We start from the raw sequence: 15,780 nt of genomic DNA, 5'->3' as shown, positions 1-15,780 counted from the left end.
TTTGATTCTCACAGGGAGTGGCAGCCGTGCGGCAACAGCACAAGACCTTTCAGGCGATCGAGGTCGGCGACGGCGGCGACGGGCGGTGGGCCGCTCACGCGCGGGCCCTGTGGCAGGACATGGAGGGCCTGCTGACCGCGGAGGGCCGGACTCCGGAGGGCGCGGACCGCGTCCGGGCGCTGTTCCGTGCGCACATGCCGGAAATGGTTCCGGTGCTGAACCGCCTGACCGGCCAGCTCGACCGGCCCGAGGCGGAAGCCTTCCTCACCCATGCGGCACTGCGACCGTTCTCCCCGGCCTGCACCCAGATCGGCAGGAACGGCATTCTGCTCCGCAACTATGACTTCCCGCCCGATCAGTGCGAGGGCACCATCGTCTCCTCCTGCTTCCTGCGCCCCGTGATCGGGATGCAGGACCTGCTGTGGGGCTTGCTGGACGGGATGAACGACGCCGGTCTCGCGATCTCGCTCACCTACGGCGGACGTTCCGTCTACGGACGCGGCTTCGCCATTCTCATCGTGGTGCGTTACCTGCTGGAGACGTGCGACACCGTCGATGAGGCGGTCGGCAGGCTGCGGACCCTGCCGATCGCGGTCCCTCAGAACCTCACCCTGGTCGATCCCGCGAAGGCGGTGACGGTGTTCGTCGGGCCGGACATGTCGCCGACGATGGCACCGGATGCCTGCGCCGCCAATCACCAGCACCTGCCGGTGACCGACGAGCAGGAGCGGGACATGCGGACGCAGGAGCGGCTGCACGCCATTCGCGCCGCGGGTGCTGACGTGGCGGCGATGCTGAAGCCGCCGCTGTATCGATCCGTCGACGAGCAGGGAACGGTAACGCTCTACACCGCCTGCTACCAGCCCGTTGAGGGCCGTGTGACGTATTACTGGCCCGGTGAGTCCTGGCACCAGTCCTTCGGTGACTTCACCCCCGGATTCCGCACCGTGGGCTGGGGCCTGGCCGGCTGAGAGACCTTCCGGACTCCTGCTCACCCCTGCGCGAAATCGGGCCGGCCATGAGTTCGGTGCCGATCTTTCGAGCGTCTCGCCAGGGAGGCCGACAGTCACAGGTGAAGCGGGCCGAGGTCCCGTACGGTCTGGGCGAGTACGCGGATGGCGGCGTTCTCGGCTCGCCACACCAGACCGTAGGCCAGGGGTTCGAAGTCGGCGAAGGGCAGCCAGGCGATGTCCGGGCGGTTCCAGTAGCGGGCGGAGTGGGCGGGCAGGGCGTTGACGACCTCGCCGAAGCTGACCAGCGAGAGCAGTTCCTCCATGTGGGTGACGAGCGGGCCGCGCACGATCCGGTTGCCGCCCGGGGTGTGTGAGGGGAGAAAACCGTCCGCCCAGTAGCCGGGGACCTGCGGCGCGTCGCTGTGCTGGAAGTCGGCGAGCATCTCGATCGAGGCGGCTGGGCGGGTGGCCAGTTCGTGATCCACGGAGACGGCCAGCACTCGGGGGTCGGTGAACAGGACCGGTCCAACGGTGAGATCCGGCTCCTCGACGGGCAGCCAGGTGACCAGGACATCCACCGTGCCGTCGCGGAGAACCGCGAACGGGTCGATGAAGGGGACATGGCGGATGCGCAGCTCCCACTGCGGGTACTGGGCCCGGAACGCCTGCCAGTGGTCGCGCAGGTCGTGGGCGTTGCCGGGGATCATGCCGACGCGGAGCACGCCGGCCTTGCCCTTGGCGGCGAGACGGGCCCGCCGCATGCTCTCGTGCAGTTCCCGGTAGACCGGCCGGAGGTCGTCTCGCAGCTGCTCGCCGATCGGTGTCAGCCGTACGCTGCGGCTGGTCCGGTAGAAGAGGTCGGCGCCGATCGTCCGTTCCTGCTTCTTGATCACCTGGCTCACTCGCGCGTGAGTGATGTGCAGCCGCTCAGCGGTCCGGCCGAAGTGCAGTTCTTCGGCGAGCGTCAGGAAGATCTCGATGTCGAGAAGTTCCACGTCCGCCTTCCACCGGTAAATCGCGCTTACCGCAGCATAGCGAAATGCCTCGTTGATCCTTATTGGCGGCGAATCCACCATGTGGAGAGACGTTAAAACGGACGAGGAGAAAGACTGTGACGTACCGAGCGCGGGTCGTGGTCCCCGGGGGTGGGCGGTTCGCCGGTGGTGACGCTCGACGAGCTCGCGGACGAGGCCACCGGGTCGAGGTCGCGGGTGACAGGGGGCGGGCGAGTACGGGTCGTCGCCGAGACGGTGGGAAGGCCACTGAGGTTCGGGGAGCTGGCTCGCCGGCGGGTTCGCAGGCGACTGCACCAGCTCGGCGTGCCTGCTCCACCACGGCGTGCCCGCTCCCGCGATCGACGCCATGGGCAACGGGCTCGGCGCCCGAGACGGCAAGACCGTACCGGTCCTGCCGGCGATCGGCGGGAACGGCGGGAACGGCGGGAACGGCGGGAACGGCGGGAACAGCGGGTGGCCGGCCTGTATCTGCGGGTGTGGGGTCGTTTGCTGGGTTCGAGACGGTATGGCCGTGCCGGTCCCGTCGGCGGCTGGTGGGATCGCTGGACGGCCGGTCTCGTACCTGCGGATGTGGGACCGGCCTCCGCGTCTGAGACGGTATTGCCGTGCCGGTCCTGCAAGTGCTCGGTGAGATGGTCGGGTGGCCGACCTGTATCTGCAGGTACGGGTCGTCTTCCGGTGTTCGGGGCGGCCGAGACCGTTCAGGTCCTGCCGGCGATCGGCGGGATCGTCGGGTGGCCGGTCTGTATCTGCGGGTGTGGGGTCGTCTTCTGCGTCCAGGACTTCGGCTCTGTGCCTGCCTGGTGCTGTGTTCATCAATCGACTGAAAGTGAGAACGTCATGATTCTGCTCACCGGAGCCAACGGTGTCGTGGGACGCCAGGTCATGAAGCAACTGCTCGACGACGGCATCTCCGTCACCGCGGTCACCCGAGGTCCCGCCGCGCCCCCGTTCCCTGAGGGTGTGAAAGCCGTCAGTGGAGATCTGTTCCGTCCTCAGTGGATCGAGGCGGCGCTGGAAGGGGTGGAAGCCATTCAGATCAGCCCGCGCGCCACCGGACCCGGTCTCGGCGAGCTGCTGAAGGTGGCGGCCGGGCAAGGTGTGCGGCGCGTGGTGCTGCTGTCGGCCACCACCGTGGAGCATCCGGCCGGGGAGGCCCGTTTCGCCGCTCAGTTCAAGCTCGCCGAGGACCTCGTCACCGGCTCCGGCCTGGACTGGACGGTGCTACGCCTGGCCGACTTCGCCGCCAACGCCCTGGCCTGGGCGCCTCAGCTCAGGGCCGGTGACGTGGTACGCGGCGCGTACGGCAAGGCGGCGACCTCCCCGATCCATGAAACCGACATCGCGGCCGTCGCCGTACAAGCACTCCGTACCAGCGACCACGCGGGCAAGACGTACACGCTGACCGGGCCGGAGTCGCTCGACCAGTACGAGAAGGTGCGTCTCATCGGCGCCGCCACCGGCCGGACGCTGTCCTTCCAGGAGCTCCCGCCCGAGCAGGTACGGCAAGGCATGCTCGCGCAAGGACTGCCCGAGGAGGTTCCGGCCCGCCTGCTCGGCTCTCTGGCCGACTACGCCACCCGTTCCGGCCCCACCACCGGAACCGTGCAAGACCTCCTGGGCCGCCCCGCACTCACCTTCGCCGACTGGGCCCGCGACAACGCATCCGCCTTCAGCGGCGGCTGATCACCACCCGATCAAACAGCCCCCGGTGCGCTCACCGAGGGGTTTTGGCCAAGTAATGGCTTCTGTCGCCGGGCGTACTGCCTGACGTGCCGGGACCTGCGGCGCGCGCCAGAACGCCCCGGGATCTGCGGCGCGCGTCCGAGCGACTACTCGGGGCGGCGGTGTGGTGGTGGGGGCCGCGAAGCATGCCCATCACAGGGATCTCCCGGCCGCCGCCACTGCCCGCCACGAACGAGGCGTCATCACCCCCTTAATCAGAACAAAGAATGGAATGAGATCATGAGCAAAGGTTTGGTTCGTCACCGGTTCGTCGCGCGGCCTCGGGCGCAACTTCGTCGAAGCCGCCCTGTCGCGCGGCGACAAGGTGGCCGCCACCGCCCGCAACGTCCAGCACCTCGATGACCTGGTCCGCGCCTACGGTGACGCCGTGCTCCCGCTGGAGCTGGAGGTGACCGACAAGGCCGCCGTCGTCGAGACCGTCAAGCGGGCCAGGGAGCACTTCGGCCGGCTCGACGTCATCGTGAACAACGCCGGGTACGCCCAGTTCGGTGCGATCGAGGAGCTGACCGAGCAGCAGTTGCGCGATCAGCTGGAGACCAACGTGTTCGGTGCGTTCTGGGTCATTCAGGCCGCGCTGCCGTACTTGCGCGAGCAGAAGTCGGGGCACATCATCCAGATGTCCTCGGCGGCCGGGCTCATCGCCATGCCGCTCGGCGGGGCGTACCACGCGTCCAAGTGGGCGCTGGAAGCTCTGAACGAATCGCTCGCGGGCGAGGTCGCCGGCTTCGGCATCAAGGTGACCATGATCGAGCCCGGCGGGTTCGCCACCAGGTCCGGCAAGAACCCGAACCCCCTCGACAACGGCCACAAGGTCGAGCCCCTGCCGAGCTACGACGGTGTCCGCCAGGCCCTGGCTGGGGTCGCGGGCAAGCTGCCCGCCGGCGACCCGGCCGCCGCGGCCCAGGCCCTCCTCAAGATCGTCGACGCCGACAACCCGCCGCTGCGGGTGCTTTTCGGTAAGGGCTTCTACCCGATGATCCAGCAGGCGTACGCCGCCCGGCTCAAGACCTGGGACGACTGGCAGGACCTGTCGATGGAGGCGCACGGTCAGGCCGGTTGAGGAGCGCGGCTCGGATGGCGGCCTCGCGCACGATCACAGCGTGATGCCGGCAGCGATCCGGGCGCGGGTCTCCAGCCGGGCCGACAACAAGGCCGTACAGGCTCATGCCGGGCAACGACACCCCCGGTGTGAGCCCGTATGGCCGCGATGGGCGCCGGCGTCGTCAAGGGGATCGCGGCTCACCGGTTTCGACGGGAGTCCCGGCGCGCAGTGGGGCAAGTTCATCGCGACGCCCGTCCGCGATCGGTCCTTCTCCGCGTACGCAAGGTCGCGGTGGGGTGGTTTACCTCCCTCGGAATCATATTGAACAGACAGGTCTGTATAGTTAGGGACGTTTGTTGCATACCAAGAGATAAGTGACCCCATGAGCTGCACATCCGCCACAGCCGCCCCCACGCCCCACATAGTCCCGACCAAGCAGCCCCCCGCCCACGCGGCCCCACGCCGCAAGCTAGGCCCCAGAGCGTCCATCGCCGTGCTGGCCTCCATGTTGGTGTCGTTCCTGGGATCGTCCAGTGCGCCGACCCCCCTCTACGCCGTCTACCAGCAGCATTGGGGCTTCTCGCCCATCACCACCACCATCGTCTTCGGCGTCTACGCGCTAGCCGTCCTGTCCTCACTCCTGATCTTCGGCAGGGTCTCCGACCAGGTCGGCCGGCGCCCGGTCCTCCTGACGGCCCTGATCGTGCAGGTGCTGGCCATGGTCGTGTTCATCGCCGCTGACAGCGTGGGCGCCCTGCTGGCCGGCCGAGTTCTCCAGGGGCTGAGCGCGGGCGCGGCGGTCGGTGCCATCGGCGCCGGGATGCTCGACATCGACGCGCGCAAAGGCGGCTTCCTCAACTCCTTCGCACCACTGATGGGCACCGTGGTCGGCGTCCTGGCCTCCGGACTGATCGTGCAGTACCTGCCGGCCCCCACTCGTCTCGTCTACGCGATCCTGCTCGGGATCTTCGTGCTGCAGACGCTGGCCGTACTGGCGCTGAAGGAGACGGTCACCCGACAGCCGGGCGCGCTGGCCAGCATGGTTCCGGAGTTCAAGCTGCCCAGGTCGGCGCGTACGTCGATAGCGATCGCCGCCCCCTTGATGTTCGCGGTGTGGGCGCTCAGCGGCCTGTACGGCGCGCTCGGCCCGGCCATCATGCGGACCCTGCTGCACTCCACGTCCGTGCTGTGGGGCGGTCTGCCGCTGTTCGTCCTCGCGGCTCCCGCCGGCCTGGCCGTCGTGCTGCTGCGCGGGGCCAGGACGCAGGTCATGCTGCGGACCAGCATCAGCACACTGATCGTCGGCGTACTGATCACGCTGCTGTCCATCGCCTGGGGCGACGGCGGCACGCTGTCGGCGATCGGGTTCTTCGTCGGCGCCGCGATCTCCGGCGTCGGTTTCGGCACCGGGTTCCAGGGCGGCCTCAGGCTGGTCGTCCCGCAGGTGCGGTCGCACGAACGAGCCGGCGTGCTCTCCCTCCTGTACGTCGTCTGCTACGTCGGCCTGGGCGTTCCCGCCGTGATCGCCGGCATGCTGGTCGTGTACGGCGGCGGCCTGGTGCGGACGTCCGAGGAGTACGGCATCGCCGTCATCGTGCTGGCCCTCGCGGCCCTGACGGTCCTCGTGCTCAGCGGCCGTCGCGCCGAACGGAGGCCGGTGAGCCCCGGTTACCAGGAGAGCGCGGTACAGGTCTCAGAGGGCTGATGGATCTTTCCCGCGCTAGAGTAGACAGGTCTGTCGAATAGGCGACTCTTCAAGGTCAGAGTGAACAGGTCTACCCGAAGGATGGTGGCAGCCATGGCGGCCAGGACCGCGGCCAAGGCGTCCGCACGTGAGCGGCTTCTGGAGGCGGCTGACGAGCTGTTCTACAGCGAAGGCATACAGACCGTCGGCATCGACCGGGTGATCGAACACGCCGGGGTGGCCAAGGCCTCGCTCTACAACACCTTCAAGAGCAAGGAGGGTCTGGTCTGCGCCTACCTCGAACACCGCTTCGCACGCAGGAGAGACCGCGTCGCCCGCGCCATGACCCGCTTCCGCACCCCGCGCGAGCAGGTGCTCGGCGTCTTCGACGCGCTGGGTGAGACGTTCACGGACCCGCAGTACAACGGCTGCGCCTTCGCGCGGGCGACCTCGGAGGCGCCGGAGAACAGCGCCATCCGCAAGGTCGCGGAGGATTATCGCGTCTGGATCCGTGACCTCTTCGCCGGGCTGCTCACCGCGTCCGGATGCGCCGACCCCGACACCCTGGCCCGCCAGTTCCTTCTGCTGTACGACGGCGCGGCGCAGTCCGCGAGCCTGGACCATGACCCCTCGGCCGCCACGACCGCCCGCGCCGCCGCATCCGTCCTCCTCGACGCGGCCCCGCTCAAGACGCCCACCCCGTAGGAACGGCACCCCGCGCAGGGCGTGCTCACCCCGTGGGAAGCCTGCCCGGTCAAGGCGTGCCCACTCCGCAGGAACCGTGCCCCGGACAGGGCGCGCCTGCACACGGCCGCCGCGTACGCCCCCTGCACACCACCGTGATCTCACGCCCGCCGAAACGCCAAGTCGTCCGGTGCATACCCCCTCGTACAGGGCAGATCTGTCGAAGACACGTATGACGCTCGGAGACTCTCATGACCAGCACGAACACCTTCACCAAAGCCCAGAAGGGCCCGGGCGTGACCACCGCCGCGACGACCAGTGCGCACACCCCGAGCGGCTCCGCCACGCGACAGGATCCGGCGCCGGAAGAGACCGGGGCCCACGCGTCCTTCGGCCGCCTCAAACGGATCGAGGCGGGCCTGCTGGACGTCGGCTACGCCGAGTTGGGCCCCCGGACGGCCCCGCGGTCGTCCTGCTGCACGGCTGGCCGTACGACATCCACAACTTCGCCGACGCCGCACCGCACATGGCGGCCGAGGGCTACCGCGTGATCGTGCCCTACCTGCGCGGCTTCGGCACGACCCGGTTCCGTTCCGACGAGACGTTCCGCAACGGTCAGCAGGCGGCGGTCGCTCTCGATATCATCGCGCTGATGGACGCTCTTGGGATCGGCAAGGCCGTGCTCGCCGGCTTCGACTGGGGCGCGCGAACCGCCACCGTCATCGGAGCCCTGTGGCCGGAACGCTGCACGGCCCTGGTCCCGGTGAGCGGCTATCGCATCACCGACCTGCGCGACAACCTCCGGCCCAAGTCCCCCGAGGCCGAGCGCGCATGGTGGTACATGTTCTACTTCGGCACCCCGCGTGGCAAGAACGCCATGGAGGACAGGGCCACGCGCAGCGACCTGACCCGGTACCTCTGGAAACTCGTCTCGCCGACCTGGGACTTCGACGACGCCACCTTCGAGCGCACCGCCGCCGCCTTCGACAACCCCGACCACGTCGCCGTCGTGCTGCACTACTACCGCTGGCGGCTCGGCCTCGCCGACGGCGAACGCCGCTACGACCCGTACGAGGAGCGACTCGCCGCGCGTCCGGCCGTCACGGTTCCGACCATCGCCGTCGACGGGGGCAGCGACCCGTTCACGGACCCGCCCGGCGACGGCTCCGCGTGGCGCGACAGATTCACCGGAACGTACGAGCACCGTCTGCTGAAGGACGCCGGCCACAACCTGCCCCAGGAGGCCCCGGCGGAGTTCGCCCAGGTCGTCATCGACGCCGGGCGCCTCTGATCGGACCTCGGCCGATGCCGGCCGCTGTGGCTCAGACCTCGGCGGGAGCCCGCCGCTTCTGGGCCGGTGGTTGAGTTGCTGACGTGGCGCGAAGACGACGGTCGTGGCGTCAGTGGGCCAAAACCTCGTACTTCACCCGCATGACCCCGGCACCGACGTCGCCGATGGCGGCGAAGGCGGCCCTGGACAGGTCGAGGCAGCGGCCGCCGACGTACGGGCCCCGGTCGTTAATGCGGACGGTCACCGACTCGCCGCTGTGCGGGTTCGTGACGCGTACCTTGCTGCCCAGCGGCAGGGTCTTGTGCGCGGCGGTCATGGCGGCGGGGTTGAAGCGCTCACCGCTCGCCGTCAGCTGGGGCTCGCCGTAGTACGAGGCGCCACACCTGCCGGACGACAGCACCCGGAACGTCGGCTTCTTCGCCTCGTTCTTGACGGTCCTGGCAGCCGGCTCAGGGGCGCTGGTCTCCCGCTCCGAGGTCTTGGCGGACGCGGAGGATCCGGTCGCGCGCGGGGTTCCGGTCGGTCGCGGGGAACGGGTGCTCTTCGGCCTGGACGCGGCCGGTGGCTGCTGGGGTGCCGCGCCCTGGTTCGGGGGCTTGGGTACGGAGTCCGTCTTGGTGCTGCTGGGGACGGCGGAGGGCGGGTTCGGAGTCGTCGCCGCGCGCTTGGAGGAGTCGTCGTTGCCGATGGCCGCCCAGGCGGTGGTCGAGGCGGCTGCCACGACGGCCGCACCGATCGCGACGGTGGTCCAGCGGCGCTTGTTCACGGACGACTTGCGGGCGTCGGGGGACGGCGTGCGGGAGTGCTGGCCCAAGGTAAACCACGGTCCTCAGTAGGGGAAAGGGCGAGGAAAGGCCGGACCGTGGGGGAGCGAGGGCGTCGCGGCGGCCGATCCGTCGGCGGGGCAGGGGCCCCGCGCGGCGAGCACGAACATATGCGACAAATACCAGGTAAAGGCAACTTAAAGGGATGTTCAGTGAAATATCTCACTTATGCCACAAGAGTGCCCAGATCGCCAAGCGTAAGCCCTGGATCTTCGCCTTTCAGGCGAACGCCGCAACACACCTTCGACCGCACGCAAGCCCCGGTCCGCCGCAGCGCGGGGGTGGGGGTGCGCCATGAACCGCAGGACACGGGGATGCAAGGGGCAGGGACGTGGGCGGCGGCGGCGGTGCCAGCCATAGGCGCGTGGTGCTAGCCGAAGCGTGCAGTGTCGGGTGGGTGGTGTCGGCGAAAGGTGGGTGGTGTCGGCTACCAAGGCGTCGGCAGTGCTCCGCCCTTCAGGCGGGGGTGAAGCCGACTCTCCCGTGCGGCGGGGCAGGGGTGGACGAATCGCTGTCAAGGCGATTCGGCGTCTCCGGCTACGGTGTTGAGCGCCACCTCGATCAGGTGCACGATCTCGGAGTTGAGGGACCGGCGATCGGTCTGGGCCTGGGTGAGCAGCCGGGCGTGTACGTCGTCGGGGAGTCTGAGCGTGATCCGGATCATGACACCACTGTAGTGTCATCTGCGGTAAGATCGGATGGTGCAGCTGCGTTACAACTTCCGCCTCTACCCGGCCGCCGGTCAGCGTCAAGCGCTGGCCAGGGCGTTCGGGTGCGCGCGGACGGTGTTCAACGACGGGCTGCGCATGCGGCGGGAGGCTCGCGAGAACGGGCTGCGGTATATCTCGGACGGGGACCTGTCCAAGCAGGTGATCACGCAGGCGAAGAAGACGCCGGAACGGGCATGGCTGGGCGAGGTGTCGGCCGTGGTGCTTCAGCAGGCGCTCGCCGACCTGAACCTCGCCTGTCGCAACTTCTTCGCCTCGATCACCGGGAAGCGAAAGGGCCCGAAGGTCGCGCCGCCCCGGTTCCGGTCGCGCAAGGACAACCGGCAAGCGGTCCGGTTCACCAGGAACGCCCGGTTCGCGATCACCCCTGGTGGGAAGCTGTGCCTGCCGAAGATCGGCGACGTGCCGATTCGTTGGTCCCGGGACCTGCCCGCCGAGCCGTCATCGGTGACAGTGATCAAGGACGCCGCAGGACGGTACTTCGCGTCGTTCGTGGTCGAGACGGCCGACGAGCCGCTGCTGGACTCGCCGAACGAGATCGGCATCGATCTGGGGCTGACGCATTTCGCGGTCACCTCGGACGGCCGCAAGATCGCCAACCCGCGCATCCTGCGGCGCGCGGCGAAGAAGCTCCGCAAGGCACAGCAAGCGCTGAGCAGGAAAGAGAAGGGCTCGGCGAACCGGGCCAAGGCCAGGCTGAAGGTCGCCAAGGCGCACGCCCAGGTGGCCGGCACGCGCCGGGACTTCGCACACAAACTCTCCACACAGATCATCCGCGACAACCAAGCGGTGTACGTGGAGGAGCTTGCCGTGAAGGGTATGGCGCGCACGAAGCTGGCCAAGTCGGTGCACGACGCGGGCTGGTCGCAGTTCGTGAACATGCTGGAGTACAAGGCGAAGCGGTACGGCCGCACCTTCGCCAAGATCGACCGCTGGTTCCCGTCGAGCAAGCTGTGCTCGGCCTGCGGAACCGTCGCAGACAAGATGCCGTTGAACATCCGGTCGTGGACCTGCCCGTGTGGGGCGGTCCACGACAGGGACGTGAACGCGGCGATCAACATCCTCACCGCCGGACGGGCGGAGAGGTTAAACGCCTGCGGAGGGACCGTAAGACCCGCCGCCTAGCGGAGGGCAGGACCCAGAGAAACAGGAAGCCATCAGAAGTGCCGCACGCGCGGCACAGGCTGAATCCCCAGCCTTCAGACTGGGGAGCGTGTCAAAGCATGAGGGAGCGGACCGTGTCGACCGTGTCGGCGTCCTCGACGCGTTTGTCGGGCCGGTAACGGAGTACGCGGGCGAAGCGCAGCGCCATGCCGCCCGGATACCGGGGCGAGCGTTGCACCCCGTCGAAGGCGATCTCCACCACGAGCTCAGGCCGCAGGACGACCGTCCACTCGTCCGTCGGGCCCTCCGCGAGCTCAAGGAAGCGCGCGGTCTGCCACGCCAGCAGTTCGTCCGTCAGGCCCTTGAAGGTCTTGCCGAGCATCACGAACCCGCCCTCCGGGTCACGCGCGCCCAGATGGAGGTTGGACAGTTTGCCCTCGCGCCGGCCGTGGCCCCATTCGGCGGCCAGGACCACGAGGTCGAGCGTGTGGCGGGGCTTGACCTTGATCCAGCCCGCTCCCCGCCGCCCGGCCGCGTAGGGGGAGGTGAGGGACTTGACGACCAGGCCCTCGTGGCCCGCCCTGACCACGTCGGTGAAGAACTTCTCCGCCTCCGACACGTCCCCCGTCACCAGCCGCGGCGTCAGCAGACCCGGCGGGACCGCGCCGGCCAGGGCCTCCTGGCGCTGGGCGTAGGGCAGGTCGAGCAGGTCGGCGCCGTCGACGCGCAGGGCGTCGAAGAAGAACACGCTCAACGGCGTCTGCTCGCGCAACCGCTCGACGTTGGTCTTGCTGGAGACGCGGCTCGCCGTCACCTGGAACGGGTGCGGCCGGCCGTCGGGCCGCAGGGCGATCACCTCGCCGTCGAGGACCAGATCGTCGGAGGGCATGGCGAGGACCGCCTCGACCAGCTCGGGGACCTGGGCGGTGATGTCGTCGAGCGTACGGGTGAAGACCTTCACGGCCGAAGGGCCGGAGCGGTGGGCCTGCACGCGTACGCCGTCGAGCTTCCACTCCAGCGCCGCCGGCGTGCCGGCCTTCTCCAGGGCGGCGGCCACGTTGGGCACGCTGCCCGCCAGCATCGGTGAGACCGCACGCCCCACCTCCAGCCGGAACGCGCGCAGCGCCTCGACCCCGCCGCCCAGCGCCGCCGCCCCGACGGCCGGGAGCCAGCCGCGCAGGGTGAGCGCGCGCCGCACGTCGGCGGACGGCGCACCGGACGCCTTGGCCACGGCCTCGATCATGACGCCGTCGAGCGCGCCCTGCCGCAGCTCGCCGTGCAGCAACCGGCTCATGAACTGCTGCTCCTGGCTCGTCAGGCCCGCGAACAGCTCGGCCACCAGGGCCTTGCGGGCCGCCTGCGAGCCCTGGCCTGACACGGCCTTGATGCGGCTCAGCAGCTCGTCGACCGCCGTGAGCGTGGCGGTGGCGGCCAGCTTGGGCTGCGGGATGTCCTCCAGCGTGCGCCAGCCCACCCCGACCTGCCGCTGCGGCAGCTCGCCCGAGAGGTAGGAGATGGCGATCTCCGCCTCGTCAGGGCCGACTCGGCCCAGCAGCTCCGCCAGATGGCCGATCTTGCCGAGCCTGGCGGACGTGCGTGTCACCGCCTCCGAAACCCGCACCACGTCGATCAGAAGCACACGCCTATGGTGCCTCACGCAGGTGACATTTCCCTACCCGATATCGGCACACTCGCGGAGTGTGTCGGCGCGGCCGACAAATCTGGCGAGAAGAGGGCGAGAAGAGGGCGAAGCGAGTGGGTGAGCGGTGGGCCGTGCCGGCGCCGGATCGTGGAAGCCGACCGGCGCCGGGCACGCCGTACCGCGCGGGGCGACGGAACGAGGCGTCGCGTCGCGTGAAGCGGTGGGACGTCGGTTGGACGTCACACCGCGGGCGGCGGACGGGACGTCAGCTCACGCCGAGCAGGTCGACGACGAAGATGAGCGTCTCCTTCGGCTTGATGCGCGGCGGGGCGCCACGGTCGCCGTAGCCGAGGTGCGGCGGGATGACGAGCTTGCGCCGGCCGCCGACCTTCATGCCCGCGACGCCCTGGTCCCAGCCCCCGATGACGCGCCCGGCGCCGAGCGGGAACTCGAACGGCTGGCCGCGGTTCCACGACGCGTCGAACTCCTCCCCGGACGAGAACGAGACGCCCACGTAATGGACGCGGACGGTCTGACCGGGCTTGGCCTCGGGGCCGTCGCCCACGGTCAGGTCCTCGATCTCCAGGTCGGCGGGCGGGTTGCCCCCCGGGAAGTCGATCTCGGGCTTTTCGAGTGCCACGAAGTGCTCCTGTTGACGATTGTTGTCGATGAGAACGGACCCGACGACTCTATGCGGTCGGGATATGGTCGTCGTTCATGGCCGCCCTTTCGCCCGACACGATCCTGCTCACCGGCCGTGTGGCCGTCGTCACCGGAGCGGCCAGAGGCATCGGGCTGGCCACGGCGCGGGCGTTCGCGGCCTTAGGCGCTCACGTCGCGGTCTGCGACCGCGACAAGCCGGAGGCCGAGCTGGCCATGACGCTCGACGTGCGCGACCACGTGGCGGTCGAGGTCTTCGCCCAGGCCGTACGCGAGCGCTGGGGCCGGGTGGACGTGCTGGTCAACAACGCGGGCGGCACCTTCCACGCCGGGTTCGCCGAGACCTCGGCGCGCGGCGAGCAGATCCTGATCGAGGAGAACTTCACCCAGGTCACCGGCATGATCAGGCGGTTGCTGCCGTTGATGCCGCCGGGCGCGTCGATCATCAACGTGACGTCGAGCGAGGCGCACCAGGCGGCGCCGGGGTTCGCGGTGTACGCGGCGATGAAGGCCGGTCTGGAGAGCCTGACGAAGTCGCTGGCGCTGGAGTTGGCCCCCAGAGGCATCAGGGTGAACGCGATCGCGCCCGACGCGATCCAGACGGCCGGGGAGTCGGGCGTGCGGGCGCGCATGCTGGCCGGCTCACTGCCCTACGAGCCGGTACGCGTGCCGCCGCTGGGTCACCTGGGCGATCCCGGTGACGCCGCGGCGGCGGCCGTGTTCCTGGCCGGCGATCTGGCCAGGTTCGTGACGGGGACGACGCTGCACGTGGACGGCGGCATCAACGCGGCGGGTGGCTGGCGTAGATCCTGACGCCGACGAGCCCCGCACGCGTTGTCCCGGCGTGCCCCTGGGGCCCGAGCAGGCGGCCCGGTCACCAGCTCTGGTGCAAGGGCATGCCCTCCGTGTACCCCGACGAGCTCTGGATCCCCACGACCGCCTGCGCGTGGAACTCCTCCAGGTTCGACGCCCCCGCGTACGTGCACGCGGACCGCAGCCCGGCCACGATGGCGTCGATCTGGTCCTCCACGCTGGGCCGCTTCGGGTCCAGATACATCCTGGACGTTGAGATGCCCTCCTCGAACAGCGCCTTCCTGGCCCGCTCGAACGCCGAGTCCTCGGCCGTCCGCAGCCGCACGGCCCGCGCCGAGGCCATGCCGAAGTTCTCCTTGTACTTGCGCCCGGAGGCATCGGTACGGGTGTCGCCGGGCGACTCGTACGTGCCCGCGAACCACGAGCCGATCATCACGTTGGAGGCTCCGGCGGCCAGGGCGAGGGCCACGTCGCGAGGATGGCGCACGCCCCCGTCCGCCCACGCGTGCCGGCCCAGGCGGCGGGCCTCGGCGGCGCACTCCAGCACGGCCGAGAACTGGGGACGCCCGACGCCGGTCATCATCCGGGTGGTGCACATGGCGCCGGGCCCGACGCCGACCTTGAGGATGTCGGCCCCGGCGTCCACCAGGTCGCGCACGCCGGCGGCGGTCACCACGTTGCCGGCCGCGACGGGCACGCCGGGGTCGAGGGCGGTGACGGCGCGCAGGGCGCTGATCATCTTCTCCTGGTGGCCGTGCGCGGTGTCGACGACCAGGCAGTCGACGCCCGCTTCGAGCAGTTCCTTGGCCTTGGCGGCCACGTCGCCGTTCACGCCGACGGCGGCGGCGATGCGCAGCCGGCCCTGAGCGTCCACGGCGGGCTGGTAGAGGGTGGCGCGCAGGGCGCCGGTACGGGTGAGGATGCCGACCAGCCGCCCGTCCCCGTCCACGATGGGCGCCAGCCGGTGCCGCCCCTCGTGCAGGCGGTCGAAGGCCGTGCGCGGGTCGAGCCCGGCGGGCAGGGTGAGCAGCTCGGTCGACATGACCTGGGCGAGCTGGGTGTACATGTCGACGCCCTGGCAGTCGGCCTCGGTCACGACGCCCACGGGCCGGTTCTCCCAGTCGACCACGATGATCGCGTTGTGGGCGCGCTTGGGCAGCAGTTGCAGGGCCTCGCCGACGGTGTCGTGCGGGGTCAGGGTGAGCGGCGTGTCGTGGACGAGGTCGCGCTTCTTGACCCAGTCGACGACGTTCGCCACGACGTCCAGGGGGATGTCCTGAGGGATCACGGTGATGCCGCCGCGGCGCGCCACGGTCTCGGCCATGCGGCGGCCGGCCACGGCGGTCATGTTGGCCACGACGAGGGGGATGGTGGTGCCGGTGCCGTCGTTCGTCGACAGGTCGACTGCGAGCCGGGAACCCACCGCCGAACGTGAAGGAACCATGAACACGTCGCTATAGGTCAGGTCGTATTGCGGCTCGAGGTCGTTGAGAAATCTCACGTTCATCCATCTTATGTGCGGACAGCTTAACTAGGGGTTTCCCCCTTTCTCGGGGGCTTATGATCGGCCGGGACACATTTGGGGGAGGGGGA

Annotated in this window: 13 protein-coding genes and 1 pseudogene; 8 read left to right on the top strand and 6 right to left on the bottom strand. The window is 69.5% G+C overall.

What is annotated here, in order from left to right; genetic code table 11:
- The first annotated feature begins 17 nt into the window (after positions 1-17).
- Positions 18-971 carry a C45 family peptidase gene (locus AB0C28_RS13250; RefSeq protein WP_358074261.1) on the top strand — a complete coding sequence of 318 codons (954 nt, stop codon included), beginning with the start codon at positions 18-20 and terminating at the stop codon, positions 969-971.
- Between the two features lie 95 nt (positions 972-1,066).
- Here the strand turns inward: AB0C28_RS13250 and AB0C28_RS13245 are convergent, their stop codons facing one another.
- The gene (locus AB0C28_RS13245; RefSeq protein ID WP_358074258.1) at positions 1,067-1,948 is read right to left on the bottom strand and encodes a LysR family transcriptional regulator; all 882 of its coding nucleotides are present in this window, start codon (positions 1,946-1,948) and stop codon (positions 1,067-1,069) included.
- A gap of 861 nt (positions 1,949-2,809) precedes the next feature.
- Between AB0C28_RS13245 and AB0C28_RS13240 the strand changes: the two genes are divergently transcribed.
- From AB0C28_RS13240 to AB0C28_RS13220, 5 genes and pseudogenes are all read left to right on the top strand, one after another.
- Positions 2,810-3,655: an NAD(P)H-binding protein gene (locus tag AB0C28_RS13240; protein ID WP_358074255.1), complete on the top strand. Its 846-nt coding sequence runs from the start codon at positions 2,810-2,812 to the stop codon at positions 3,653-3,655.
- 298 nt (positions 3,656-3,953) lie between these two features.
- Positions 3,954-4,775, top strand: a pseudogene (locus tag AB0C28_RS13235) (SDR family NAD(P)-dependent oxidoreductase); the annotation flags it as partial.
- Positions 4,776-5,139: 364 nt separating this feature from the next.
- Positions 5,140-6,462 carry an MFS transporter gene (locus tag AB0C28_RS13230; RefSeq protein ID WP_357843399.1) on the top strand — a complete coding sequence of 441 codons (1,323 nt, stop codon included), beginning with the start codon at positions 5,140-5,142 and terminating at the stop codon, positions 6,460-6,462.
- Positions 6,463-6,555: 93 nt separating this feature from the next.
- Positions 6,556-7,146, top strand: coding sequence for a TetR/AcrR family transcriptional regulator (locus AB0C28_RS13225; protein WP_357843401.1), 591 nt, complete (start codon positions 6,556-6,558; stop codon positions 7,144-7,146).
- A complete protein-coding gene (locus AB0C28_RS13220; protein ID WP_358074252.1) occupies positions 7,064-8,416 on the top strand; it encodes an alpha/beta hydrolase in 1,353 nt (450 codons plus the stop codon). Before AB0C28_RS13225 ends, AB0C28_RS13220 begins: the two co-directional genes overlap by 83 nt.
- A gap of 109 nt (positions 8,417-8,525) precedes the next feature.
- Here the strand turns inward: AB0C28_RS13220 and AB0C28_RS13215 are convergent, their stop codons facing one another.
- The gene (locus tag AB0C28_RS13215) at positions 8,526-9,230 is read right to left on the bottom strand and encodes a septal ring lytic transglycosylase RlpA family protein (RefSeq protein ID WP_358074249.1); all 705 of its coding nucleotides are present in this window, start codon (positions 9,228-9,230) and stop codon (positions 8,526-8,528) included.
- 524 nt (positions 9,231-9,754) lie between these two features.
- On the bottom strand, positions 9,755-9,904 hold the full coding sequence (locus AB0C28_RS13210) for an Arc family DNA-binding protein (protein ID WP_358074246.1): 150 nt from the start codon (positions 9,902-9,904) through the stop codon (positions 9,755-9,757).
- A gap of 37 nt (positions 9,905-9,941) precedes the next feature.
- Between AB0C28_RS13210 and AB0C28_RS13205 the strand changes: the two genes are divergently transcribed.
- On the top strand, positions 9,942-11,093 hold the full coding sequence (locus tag AB0C28_RS13205) for a transposase (RefSeq protein WP_358074426.1): 1,152 nt from the start codon (positions 9,942-9,944) through the stop codon (positions 11,091-11,093).
- A gap of 91 nt (positions 11,094-11,184) precedes the next feature.
- Here AB0C28_RS13205 and AB0C28_RS13200 read toward each other — a convergent pair whose 3' ends face one another.
- Positions 11,185-12,711 carry an ATP-dependent DNA ligase gene (locus AB0C28_RS13200; protein ID WP_358074243.1) on the bottom strand — a complete coding sequence of 509 codons (1,527 nt, stop codon included), beginning with the start codon at positions 12,709-12,711 and terminating at the stop codon, positions 11,185-11,187.
- Positions 12,712-12,979: 268 nt separating this feature from the next.
- Positions 12,980-13,354 carry an FKBP-type peptidyl-prolyl cis-trans isomerase gene (locus AB0C28_RS13195; protein WP_346102799.1) on the bottom strand — a complete coding sequence of 125 codons (375 nt, stop codon included), beginning with the start codon at positions 13,352-13,354 and terminating at the stop codon, positions 12,980-12,982.
- Positions 13,355-13,431: 77 nt separating this feature from the next.
- On the opposite strand from AB0C28_RS13195, the gene AB0C28_RS13190 reads away from it, so the two are divergent.
- Positions 13,432-14,187 (top strand): SDR family oxidoreductase, encoded by a 756-nt coding sequence (locus AB0C28_RS13190; RefSeq protein ID WP_357843415.1) that lies wholly within the window; start codon positions 13,432-13,434, stop codon positions 14,185-14,187.
- 61 nt (positions 14,188-14,248) lie between these two features.
- On the opposite strand, the gene AB0C28_RS13185 is transcribed toward AB0C28_RS13190, so the two are convergent.
- Positions 14,249-15,688, bottom strand: coding sequence for a GuaB1 family IMP dehydrogenase-related protein (locus AB0C28_RS13185; protein WP_358074240.1), 1,440 nt, complete (start codon positions 15,686-15,688; stop codon positions 14,249-14,251).
- Positions 15,689-15,780 lie beyond the last annotated feature (92 nt).

The organism is Nonomuraea sp. NPDC048892, from assembly GCF_040649735.1.
GTDB classification, from domain to species: Bacteria; Actinomycetota; Actinomycetes; order Streptosporangiales; family Streptosporangiaceae; genus Nonomuraea; species Nonomuraea maheshkhaliensis.
Note: the sequence above shows the minus strand (reverse complement) of the source record. Positions and strands in the feature narration are given on the sequence as shown.

What these genes read in the sequence shown, in the direction of transcription:
- AB0C28_RS13240 (WP_358074255.1), top strand. Translation starts at nt 2,810, where the DNA reads ATGATTCTGCTCACCGGAGCCAACGGTGTCGTGGGACGCCAGGTCATG.
- AB0C28_RS13220 (WP_358074252.1), top strand. Translation starts at nt 7,064, where the DNA reads ATGACCCCTCGGCCGCCACGACCGCCCGCGCCGCCGCATCCGTCCTCC.
- AB0C28_RS13225 (WP_357843401.1), top strand. Translation starts at nt 6,556, where the DNA reads ATGGCGGCCAGGACCGCGGCCAAGGCGTCCGCACGTGAGCGGCTTCTG.
- AB0C28_RS13210 (WP_358074246.1), bottom strand. Translation starts at nt 9,904, where the DNA reads ATGATCCGGATCACGCTCAGACTCCCCGACGACGTACACGCCCGGCTG.
- AB0C28_RS13190 (WP_357843415.1), top strand. Translation starts at nt 13,432, where the DNA reads ATGGCCGCCCTTTCGCCCGACACGATCCTGCTCACCGGCCGTGTGGCC.
- AB0C28_RS13230 (WP_357843399.1), top strand. Translation starts at nt 5,140, where the DNA reads ATGAGCTGCACATCCGCCACAGCCGCCCCCACGCCCCACATAGTCCCG.